Source organism: Cypionkella sp. TWP1-2-1b2, from assembly GCF_049896245.1.
GTDB lineage: Bacteria > Pseudomonadota > Alphaproteobacteria > Rhodobacterales > Rhodobacteraceae > Cypionkella.
The window spans coordinates 185,071-197,213 of the sequence record NZ_JAFCTX010000002.1; the positions used below are offsets into that span (position 1 = coordinate 185,071).

Annotated in this window: 3 protein-coding genes; all 3 read left to right on the forward strand. The window is 60.4% G+C overall.

Going from position 1 to position 12,143, the window contains the following annotated elements:
• Nucleotides 1-757: 757 nt before the first annotated feature.
• A complete protein-coding gene (locus tag ACP7AP_RS02100) occupies nucleotides 758-3,133 on the forward strand; it encodes a Hint domain-containing protein (protein ID WP_426031735.1) in 2,376 nt (791 codons plus the stop codon).
• A 402-nt stretch (nucleotides 3,134-3,535) separates the two neighbouring features.
• On the forward strand, nucleotides 3,536-6,766 hold the full coding sequence (locus ACP7AP_RS02105; protein ID WP_426031737.1) for a Hint domain-containing protein: 3,231 nt from the start codon (nucleotides 3,536-3,538) through the stop codon (nucleotides 6,764-6,766).
• Nucleotides 6,767-6,989: 223 nt separating this feature from the next.
• The coding region (locus ACP7AP_RS02110; RefSeq protein ID WP_426031739.1) for a beta strand repeat-containing protein at nucleotides 6,990-12,143 on the forward strand (5,154 nt) is incomplete at its 3' end.

The window sequence follows — 12,143 nt, forward strand, 5'->3', positions numbered from 1 at the left end:
AACATCTTACTGACGGAAATCTGCGCCCGATTCGCAGGACCGCCCCGGTTGACCTAGCGTCATCTTGAACAGTTTCCGCCAAACCGCCGAATTGACGCCGTCTCGGCAACAGCGTTTTGAGATTGTGGTGAAAGAATGGCAAATATTCTCTGTGATGGTTAAGGTAGTATCAGGTTTTTGGCTGGTTTCCGTTCTGGAAACAGTGGCGCGACTTGTAGGCGACGAAGCATTGAAGCTTTCCGGCCCTAGCGCCTGATAAGCCTGCGTTTTTCAAAATGACCCATTGTTTTCAATCTCGAAACTCAGCGTCAGATGATACAATCAGGGCGTGTGGGCGTCATTTTGACAGGCTGCGATTGTGGCAGGTCTGTGGCTGAACGCTGCCGCAATTAGGTCTTTTTTTACTTTGCGCTCGGCATAACAGGCGGTATTCAGATCAAGTCTTACTGGGAAAGACAAAGGCCGTGGGGGCGGTCGTTGAATGGTAATGTGTCGGAAGGCACATGTGTGTGAAAGATTTGCTGCCTTAGCCTTGGGTTCTGCGACCAAAGGCTTGTCATGAAAAATGTACCTTTTTGACCGGGAGCCGTTGGTTCCCGAACAGCATCGCTTTCGCTTCACCTCAGACGGCAGGCAAATAGGCGTTGACCTCGGATGAAACCGGGTTCGCGCCTTTTCGAGGTCGCTTCACAGCGATCTGGGCTTGGGTCGGACGAGAGACGGAATTCCGGCTCTCAGGTGAAATGAGGGATATGACATGCCGGTTTTTGCGCAATTTAATTTCAACGACCTTGGCACCAACGCCTTGGACAGCGCACCGGCGCTGGGCGATCAGCTGGGCACCTACCGCAATGGTGCGACTTCCGTTGGCGGCCAAGCTGTGCTGGATGGCCAGGACGACTTGGTAAAAATCTACCAAGACCCGGCCTATCAGATGGATCAGGGCACGCTGGATCTGCATTTTACCCTTGCAGATCAGCCGCTGACCGCGACGCAGACCGTGCTGTCACGCGACAGTGTGGGCGAAACCCCCGCCGGTTATCGCATTGAAATTCAAGCCGATGGGTCTGTGGTGATCAGCCACGAAACCGCAACGGGCACCGAAAGTTTTGGCACCGATCCGGGTTTTGCCAATCCGGGCGATGAGATCAACCTGTCCTATTCCTGGGATCAGGGCGGCGCTGGCGGTCAGTTGCACATCGACAACCTGACCAGCAATGACAGCTTCAATGACACCGTTCCGAACACGTTGACCATGGATATGGGCGGCGAGGATCAGCCGTGGATCGTCGGCGCAGGGCAGGCCAATTCTGATCCGAACACGCTGGATAATATTGACCAGCATTTTGCGGGCTCGGTCGATCTGTTCCAACTGTCCGATAGCGTGGACAACTGTGATCCGCGCGATGGCTATGTGGATGGCACTGCAGGCAACGATCTGATCGACTTCAATTACACAGGCGACCCGGATGGCGATTTCATCGACCATAGCGATGCGATTTTGGGCAATGATGCGCCCAATGATGACCGCGTGCGGGCAGGCGCTGGCGATGACACTGTCCATGCTGGCTTGGGCGATGATCTGGTCGATGGCGATCTTGGCAATGACGTGCTGTACGGTGAAGCGGGTGATGACACGCTGAACGGTGGTGCTGGCAATGATGCGCTTTATGGCGGTCCGGGCGATGACTCGCTGCGCGGCGGGGCGGGCGATGACACGCTGACGGGCGGCAATGGCAATGACGCGGTCTATGGTGGCGAGGGCAATGATGTCATCGACACTTCGGGCGGCGGTGCGGCTCCGCTGCCGGATCAGGGCTATTCGGGGCTGTATCCGTCCGATGCCAACCCGACCAATGATCTGGATACGGTTTACGGTGGTGCTGGCGATGACACCATTCACACCGGCGACGATGCCGACGTGATCTATGGCGGCTTCGGCAATGATGTGATCGACGGCGGTTTCGATAACGACACTATCGAGGGCAACCAAGGCAATGACGTAATCGTCGGCGGCGAAGGTGCCGATCTGATCGACGGCGGCCAAGGTGATGATCTGATCTATGGCGGCTACGGTCCCGGTGTGCCGGATGCGGTGAATATCCCGGACGCGGCGGGCGATCTGCTGCCGAACAACGGCAATGACAGCATTGTCGGTGGTCTGGGCAACGACACCATCTTCGGGATGGATGACAATGACACCCTTGATGGCGGTCAGGGCAATGATCTGCTCTACGGCGGCATCGACGATGACAGCATCCGTGGCAATGTTGGCAATGACTTCATTGTCGGCGGTGAGGGGGCGGATACATCCGCAGGCGGCAATGACCGTGATACCTTCCTTGTCGGCACCGCAGCGGATGGCGCGGGCGATGTGATCGACGGCAACGAGGGTGGCGATGATTATGACACGCTTGATCTGACAGGCTCAGGCCCGCTGAACATCGTCTATGATCCGAACAATGCCGAAAACGGCACGGTTCAGTTCTTGGATGCGGATCGCAATGTCACCAGCACGCTGACCTTCACCAATATCGAGAATGTCATCCCCTGCTTTACCCCCGGCACGCTGATTGCCACGCCGCGCGGTGAGGTTCCGGTGGAACTGCTGAAAGCCGGTGATCGCATCATCACGCGTGACAATGGTATTCAGGAAATCCGCTGGGTGGGTCGCAAGGATATGGGCTGGCACGATCTGGTGGCCAATCCGCATCTGAAGCCGGTGCTGATCCGTCAGGGCAGCCTTGGCAATGGTCTGCCCGAGCGTGACATGATGGTGTCGCCGAACCACCGGGTGTTGGTCGCCAATGACCGCACCGCGCTTTACTTCGACGAGCATGAGGTGCTGGTTTCGGCCAAGCATCTGGTGGCGGGCAAGGGCATTGATAGCGTGAACGCGGTGGGCGCAAGCTACATCCACTTCATGTTTGACCGCCACGAGGTTGTGCTGTCGAACGGCGCTTGGACCGAAAGCTTCCAGCCCGGCGACTACACGCTGAAAGGTATGGGCAACGCGCAACGCGGTGAGATTTATGATCTGTTCCCCGAGTTGAAGACCGATGCGGGTCTGGAGGGTTACCAGTCAGCCCGCCGCACGCTGAAGCGTCACGAAGCCATGCTTTTGGTGAAGTAAAAGTTTATGCAGCGTGTCAGTGCCAGTTTGGCACTGATGACCAAAAAGGGGAGCGTAAGCTCCCCTTTTTGTGTTTGATTTTAGCAATAGTCACCAGTCAGCCCGCATATTTTGCCCTGCCATTCACCCCAGATTAGCCTCTGCCCGTCACACTTACAGTTGTGACGCATCGCAAAGGATATCGCCGCACCGTGGAAGATCAGGTTGTAAGGCCGCATTTCACCACAGGTTAACGGCATATTCGCGCAGTTTTTCCACAATTTTGAACAGATTGGATCGTAGGAAGTGTGTGTAACCAGTGGCTTAAACGGGAATATCAGTGTGTGTAAAAAGTTGAATTCGGTCTCTCTGATGGCGACATTTCAAAACACCCCACTCTCTCGCAGAATGGGTGTTTAAGCCATGGCCACGACCTATTACGGGATTTATCTCGGCACTTCGACCAACCAACTCGACCCGACCGAGGGCAACAGCAACAACGAAGGCTATGCGCTTTTCCAAAACACCACCTGGGGTTCCTCGGCGGCACCGCTTTTTTCCAACAAAGTGCCGATCACGGCTGGAAACCTTACTGGCGGCGCGGATGCCAATGCATTGGAAACCAACAATAATGTTGAAAACGCGACACTTTCGACAAACATTGGTGGCACGGCTTATACGTTGGTCTATGACGGCACCTCGATCTACAACGCCACCCTGAGCTATGCTGACGGCACCATTGCGGCGGTGACAGCCGTGCTGGTGCAAACCACCGACGGGCGCTTGTTCCTGATGCCCGAGAACAGCGCCGTCTACGATGGTGATACCGCCAAATACGAAGCCAAGCCGATAACCTCGATCACCTTTGGCAGCGCCACCACCTTCAACAACACAAACTTCGGCGCCGACCGCACGGTGACGGCCTATGATGACGACTATGTCGATGGCACCGCTGGCAATGATCTGATCGATTCCAGCTATGTTGAACCGATCGCCGGTGGCTCGGACAAGGTCGACAATTCCGATGCGAGTCTCGCTGGCAGTTCGGGCAACGACGACTATACCCGCGCCGGGGCGGGCGACGACACCGTGCGCGCGGGCGCTGGCAATGACGTGGTCTACGGCGGCACAGGCAATGATTCGGTTGAGGGCGGCATCGGCAACGACACGGTTTACGGTGAAACTGGAAACGATCTGCTTTATGGCGGCGATGGTGACGACAGCCTGGATGGCAGCAGCGGCAATGATGTGCTGTATGGCGGTCTGGGCAATGACAAGCTGTATGGCGGCACTGGCAATGACACGCTGGACGGCGGTGCGGGCAATGATCTGCTGCAGGGCGGCGATGGCGATGATACGTTCCTGCTGAACGGCAGCTTCGGCAATGACACGATCACCGGCGGTGAGACTGCTGAGACTTTGGGCGATACCATCAACGCCAGCGGCGTGACCGGCAATGTCACGCTGACCTTCTCGGGGTCCGAGGCTGGGATGTTGACGGACGGCAACTCGACCGCGACATTCTCCGAGATCGAGAGTTTCCAGTTGGGCGCGGGCAATGATGCGGTGTTCGGCGGCGCGGGCAACGATTCCGTCGACGCTGGCGCTGGCAATGACAGCATGTCTGGCGGCGCGGGCAGTGACTCGCTGGCAGGGGGTGCTGGCAATGACACGCTGGATGGCGGCAGCGGCAATGATCAGCTGTTTGGCGGCACGGGTGATGACAGGCTGATCGGCGGCGGTGGCAGTGACAGCCTTTATGGTGGCAGCGGCAGTGACGTGTTCAGCGTCGGTGCTGCGGCAGGCAGTGGCATCGTTGTGGCGGGCGGTGAGGGCGCGGAAACCGGCGCGGGCGATCAGCTTGATCTGGTCTCGAACGGCTCGGCGACCATCACCTATACCGGCACAGACACCGCGACTTTCAGCGATGGCACCGTCTCTGGCAGCTTTACCGAGATCGAAAGCATCACCACCGGGGCGGGCAATGACAGCATCAACCCCAGCCTGAACGGCAATTCCACCAGCTATTCTACCGGAGCGGGCAACGATTCCGTGCTGGGCGGATTGGGCAATGATACCATCATCAGCGGCTCGGGTGCGGATAGCCTGTCTGGCGGCGCTGGCAACGTTTTGGTCAGCGGCGGCGACGGCGCGGATGTGCTGATCGGCGGCACGGGTGCGGATACGCTGCAAGGCGGGGCGGATGCCGATCTGCTCTATGGTGGCGCGGGCGATGTGACTGACGGCGGTGAGACCACCACTGCGGGCGGTACGGATAATGATATTCTGGTCGTCGAGGCGGGCTCGACCATCACCTATGGCGGCGGCAATAACGAATCCGGCACGATTACGCTGGCCTCGGGCGGTACGCTGACCTTCGCAGGCATCGAACATATCGTCTTTGCCGGGCCGGTGGACGGCACCGCAGGCGATGATGTGATGGCGGGCGGCTATGCCGATCTTAACAATGATCAGATCGACGGGTCGGATGGGCTGAACGATACGATCTTTGGCTATGCAGGCCACGACAGCATCACCGCGGGCGCTGGCAATGACCGTGTCTATGGCGGCACCGGCAACGATACGGTTGCGGGCGGCGCAGGCAATGACAGCGTCTTTGGCGAGGCGGGCAATGATCAGCTGCTTGGCGATAGTGGCGATGACACGCTTTACGGCGATGACGCCGCTGCCAGCTTCAGCGGCAATGACGCGCTATTTGGCGGCGATGGCAATGATCTGGGCTATGGCGGCGGCGGCGCGGATACGCTCGACGGCGGCGCGGGCAATGATGCGCTGTATGGCGGGGCGGGCAATGACAGCTTTGCCGGTGGCACCGGCGCGGACAGCCTGTTTGGCGGCGATGATCGTGACAGCTTCTTCGGCGGGGCTGGCGATAGCATCGACGGCGGTGAGGGCGGTGTCGATTATGATGTGCTCGACCTTTCGGCCTACGGGTTTGCGGCCACCAACATCATCTACGACCCGCTGAACCACGAAAACGGCACGGTGGAGTTTCTGGATGCCACGGGTCATGTGACAGGCACGCTTAACTTCAACCATATTGAGAAGGTCATCGCCTGTTTCACCCCCGGTACTTTGGTGCTGACAGCGCTGGGCAAGGTCGCGGTTGAAGATCTGATGGTGGATGATCTGGTGCTGACCCGCGACAATGGTTTCCAACCCATCCGCTGGATCGGGCGTCGTGATCTGTCGGCTGCCGAGCTTGCGGCTGCGCCACAGTTTAACCCGGTACGGATCACACAGGGCGCACTGGGGCGCGGTCTGCCAGAGCGCGATATGCAGGTCAGTCCGCAGCACCGGATGCTGATCAACACCCCGCGCGCAGAGTTGTTGTTCGGCGAGCCTGAGGTGTTGGCAGCGGCGATCCACCTGATCGGGATGCCCGGCATCACACGCGCAGCACCAAAGCGGATCAGCTATGTCCACATCCTGTTCGACGAACATCAGCTGGTCTGTGCCGATGGCGCTTGGAGCGAAAGCTTTCAGCCGGGCCAGCACACGTTGGCGGGGCTGGAAACTGGACAGAGGCAGGAAATTATCGCGCTTTTCCCACAGCTTGGCGCAGGCATGCCCTATCCGGCGGCGCGCATGATGCTGAAGTCAAATGAGGCGCGGATGTTGCTTCAGCATTAGGGGCTTAAATGGCAACCCGCATCCGCTTGCAAGCACAGGTTGACGGGCATTGTCGCTCCACCAGAAACATACCCCAGTCTGGCCACATTTCGACCATGCGGCAGGATTATTCCCAGTCTTGGAATTACTGAAATGGACCCGTCGTGTCGTTACCTGTTGCAAAAAATCACCCCTGTGTTCCCGAGCGCGCGCCCGGGTTGCAGGGCCTTAAGGAACGTTGATCATGGCTGTGTTGAACTCTGGTCTCGGCGGCACCTCGGGGTACGGTGAGCAATCCTTCAAGACCACCGGCGGCTATACCGGGAATTTGGATGACGGCTCGCGGCTGGTTGATGTCAGCGGGGTTTTCGGCACCGGCGGCATGGATGTGTACGGCAGCCGCTTTACCTCGATTTACATCAACACCAACGGCTTGATCACCTTCACCTCGGCACAGCCAAGCTATACCCCGGCGGCTCTGACCACGCTGGGTCAACCCAGCATTGCACCGTTCTGGACCGATATCGACATCTCCAAGGGCGGCGATATCTATTGGGATATCGACGCCACCACCGGCAAGATCACCATCACCTGGCTGAACGTAGCACCCTATTCTGGCACCGGAACCAACAGCTTTCAGGCGGTGCTCACCAATCTGGGTGGCGGCGATTTCGGGGTCGATTACCTTTACAACTCGGTCGGTTTCACCAACGGCTATGCCGGGCAGGCGACGGTTGGTATCTCGAACGGTACCACCTCGCAGACCTTGCTGGAAGGTTCGGGCGATCCGGCGTTTCTCGCCACCTATGCTGGCAATGACTTTGACACCAATGATCCGGCTGGCGTCTATTCGATGCAGTTTGAGGCCGGACAGGTGTTTCAGGGCGACGGGGTGGTCGATGGCACCGCTGGCAATGATCTGATTGACACAAGCTATGCTGCCGACCCTGATGGCGACCGCATTGATGCCAATGACGCCACCGGATATGCGGGCACCACGGGTCAAGCTGACTATGTGCTGGCAGGTGCTGGTAACGACACGGTCAACTCGGGCTTAGGCAACGACATTGTCTACGGCGGCAGCGGCAATGACATGGTCAACGCGGGCACCGGCAACGACAGCGTGTTTGGCGATGACGGCAACGACAGCCTGGATGGCTCCAGCGGCAATGACAGCCTTTTTGGCGGCGCAGGCGATGATACGTTGTCGGGCGGCACTGCCACCACCGGCACCACCTATACCCCGGTCTACACCGAAGTGACCGCCGCCCTGCAATCGGTCGCAGGCACCAATGGGCGGCCGAACTTCACCGTCAACACGGTATCGTCCGACAATGATCTGACCACCGGCACCTCTGGCACGGTAAGCGGCTTCAATCTTGGCAATGGTGATGGGGTCGAAACCCATACCCACACCGCGAGTTCGCAACTGGCGGGCGGGCAAATCCTGTTCAACGCGATCAATGGCGTCGAGACTCTGACGATTGTGATTGACGGTGTCACGATCAACCTGAACACCGCAATCGCATCAGGCATGGTGACATTCAACGGCAATGGCGTCTATGCAATCAATGCCTCAGGCCAAGTCATTCGCATCGGTTCTGGCCTGACGAGCAACACTGTCGGCACGCTGACGATCAACGTGCCTTTCACCTCGCTTGGGCTGACATCTGCTGGCTTCGCGGCTCTGACGCCGGGGATGTATTACGAGTTCTACGCCAACACCAACCCCTTGAATGTCGCAGCCGAGGCGGCGGGCGACGATTATCTTTCGGGCGGTTTGGGCAATGACAGCCTGCTTGGCTATGACGGCAACGACACGTTGTTTGGCGATGATGGCAACGACACCCTCGACGGTGGCAATGGCAATGACAGCCTGAATGGCGGTATCGGCGATGACTCTTTGCTGGGCCTTGTGGGCAACGACACGCTTCTGGGCGGTGATGGCCGCGACAGCCTTTATGGCGGCGCAGATGCCGACAGCCTGACCGGCGATGCGGGCAACGACCTGCTCTACGGTGGTGACGGCAACGACACGCTGGATGGCGGCGCTAATAACGACACGCTCTACGGTGATGCAGGCAATGACAGCCTGCTGGGCGGCGCAGGCAACGACCTGCTCTACGGTGGTGACGGCAACGACACGCTGGATGGCGGCGCTGACAACGACACGCTTTACGGCGATGCAGGCAATGACAGCCTGCTGGGCGGTACGGGCAACGACAGCCTGATCGGTGGCGCGGGCAATGACACGCTTTATGGTGGCGATGGCAATGACAGCCTTGATGGCGGCACCGAGGCCGACAGCCTTTACGGCGATGCGGGCAATGACACCCTGACCGGTGGAGCCGGGGCCGACGGACTTTTCGGTGGCACCGGCATGGATTACGCCGATTACACCGGCTCGGGTGCTGCAGTGACCATCGACCTTGCGGCTGGCACAGGTCTGGGCGGCGATGCGCAGGGCGATGTGCTGAACAGCATCGACGGCATTTTCGGCTCGGCGTTTGACGATACCTTGCTGGGCTATGACGGCGAAAGCACGGTTCCGGGCGATCTGTGGACCAACGTGCTGTATGGTGCTGCGGGCAATGACAGCATTGACGGCCGCGCCGGCTCGGACAGTCTGTACGGCGGCATCGGCAATGATACGGTGATCGGCGGCGCGGGCAATGATCTGGTCGATGGCGGCGACGGCAACGACAGCCTAAGCGGAGACGCGGGCAACGACAGCCTGCTGGGTGGCCTTGGTGATGACCGCCTCTATAGCGGCGCGGACAATGACACGCTGTCGGGCGATGCGGGCAACGATCTGCTCTACGGCGGCACCGGCAACGACACTATGTCGGGCGGCACCGAGAACGACACGCTCTATGGCGACGACGGTTCGGATACGCTGGATGGCGGCGACGGCAATGACAGCCTGAGCGGTGACGCGGGCAACGACAGCCTGACGGGTGGCCTTGGCGATGACCGCCTCTATAGCGGCGCGGACAATGACACGCTGTCGGGCGATGCGGGCAACGATCTGCTCTATGGCGGCACCGGCAACGACAGCCTGCTTGGTGGCACCGAGAACGACACGCTCTATGGCGACGACGGTTCGGATACTCTGGACGGTGGCGCGGGCAATGATCTGCTTTATGGCGGCACCGGCAACGACAGTCTGCTCGGCGGCACCGAGAACGACACCCTGAACGGCGATGACGGCAATGACACATTGCTGGGCGGCACCGGCAACGACAGCCTGCTCGGCGGTTTGGGCAACGACAGCCTGCTTGGCGGCGATGGCGATGATACGCTGGACGGTGCCACTGAAGCCGACAGTCTGCTCGGCGAGGCTGGCAACGACAGCCTGCTCGGCGGCGATGGCAACGACAGCCTCTATGGCGGCGCGGACAACGACACGCTGTCGGGCGATGCGGGCGCTGATCTGCTGTTCGGTGGCCTTGGCAACGACAGCCTGCTTGGCGGTGCTGACAACGACACGCTCTACGGCGACGACGGTTCGGATACTCTGGACGGTGGCGCGGGCAATGATCTGCTCTACGGTGGCCTTGGCAACGACAGTCTGCTTGGTGGAGCTGACAACGACAGCCTCTATGGCGACGACGGTTCGGATACTCTGGACGGTGGCGCGGGCGCTGATCTGCTCTACGGCGGCATTGGCAACGACAGCCTGCTCGGCGGCGATGGCGATGATACGCTGGACGGTGGCACTGAAGCCGACAGTCTGCTCGGCGAGGCTGGCAACGACAGCCTGCTGGGCGGCGATGGCAACGACAGCCTCTATGGCGGCGCGGACACTGACACGCTGTCGGGCGATGCGGGCAATGATCTGCTGTTCGGTGGCCTTGGCAACGACAGCCTGCTCGGCGGTGCTGACAACGACAGCCTCTATGGCGACGACGGTTCGGATACTCTGGACGGTGGCGCGGGCGCTGATCTGCTCTACGGTGGCCTTGGCAACGACAGTCTGCTTGGTGGAGCTGACAACGACAGCCTCTATGGCGACGACGGTTCGGATACTCTGGACGGTGGCGCGGGCGCTGATCTGCTCTACGGCGGCATTGGCAATGACAGCCTGCTCGGCGGTTTGGGCAATGACAGCCTGCTGGGCGAGGCGGGCAACGACAGCCTGCTCGGCGGCGATGGCGATGATACGCTGGACGGTGGCACCGAAGCCGACAGCCTGCTCGGCGAGGCTGGCAACGACAGCCTGCTGGGCGGCCTTGGTGATGACCGCCTGTATGGCGGCGCGGACACTGACACGCTGTCGGGTGATGCGGGCAATGATCTGCTGTTCGGGGGCCTTGGCAACGACAGCCTGCTTGGCGGAGCTGACAACGACACGCTCTACGGCGACGACGGTTCGGATACTCTGGACGGTGGCGCGGGCAATGATCTGCTTTATGGCGGCACCGGCAACGACAGCCTGCTCGGCGAGGCGGGCAATGACAGCCTGCTTGGCGGCGATGGCGATGATACGCTGGACGGTGGCACCGAAGCCGACAGCCTGCTCGGTGGCGTGGGCAACGACAGCCTGCTCGGCGGTTTGGGCAATGACACTCTGCTGGGCGAGGCGGGCAATGATCTGCTCTATGGCGGCATTGGCAACGACAGCCTGCTTGGCGGGTTGGGCAATGACACTCTGCTCGGCGAGGCGGGCAATGACAGCCTGCTCGGCGGCGATGGCGATGATACGCTGGACGGTGGCACCGAAGCCGACAGCCTGCTCGGCGAGGCTGGCAACGACAGCTTGCTCGGCGGCGATGGCAACGACAGCCTCTATGGCGGCGCGGACAACGACACGCTGTCGGGTGATGCGGGCGCTGATCTGCTCTACGGCGGCACCGGCAATGACAGCCTGCTCGGCGGCACCGAGAACGACACCCTGAGCGGCGACGACGGCAGCGATACGCTGTCGGGTGATGCGGGCAATGATCTGCTCTACGGTGGCGCGGGCAATGACAGCCTGCTGGGCGAGGCGGGCAACGACAGCCTGCTCGGCGGCGATGGCGATGATACGCTGGACGGTGGCACCGAAGCCGACAGCCTGCTCGGCGAGGCTGGCAACGACAGCCTGCTGGGCGGCCTTGGTGATGACCGCCTGTATGGCGACGCGGACACTGACACGCTGTCGGGTGATGCGGGCAATGATCTGCTTTATGGCGGCACCGGCAACGACAGCCTGCTCGGCGGTTTGGGCAATGACACTCTGCTCGGCGAGGCGGGCAATGACAGCCTGCTCGGTGGCGATGGCGATGATACGCTGGACGGTGGCACCGAAGCCGACAGCCTGCTCGGCGAGGCTGGCAACGACAGCTTGCTCGGCGGCGATGGCAACGACAGCCTCTATGGCGGCGCGGACAACGACACGCTGTCGGGTGATGCGGGC

Coding starts and splice junctions, on each gene's coding strand:
- ACP7AP_RS02100 (WP_426031735.1), top strand. CDS start 758: ATGCCGGTTTTTGCGCAATTTAATTTCAACGACCTTGGCACCAACGCC.
- ACP7AP_RS02105 (WP_426031737.1), top strand. CDS start 3,536: ATGGCCACGACCTATTACGGGATTTATCTCGGCACTTCGACCAACCAA.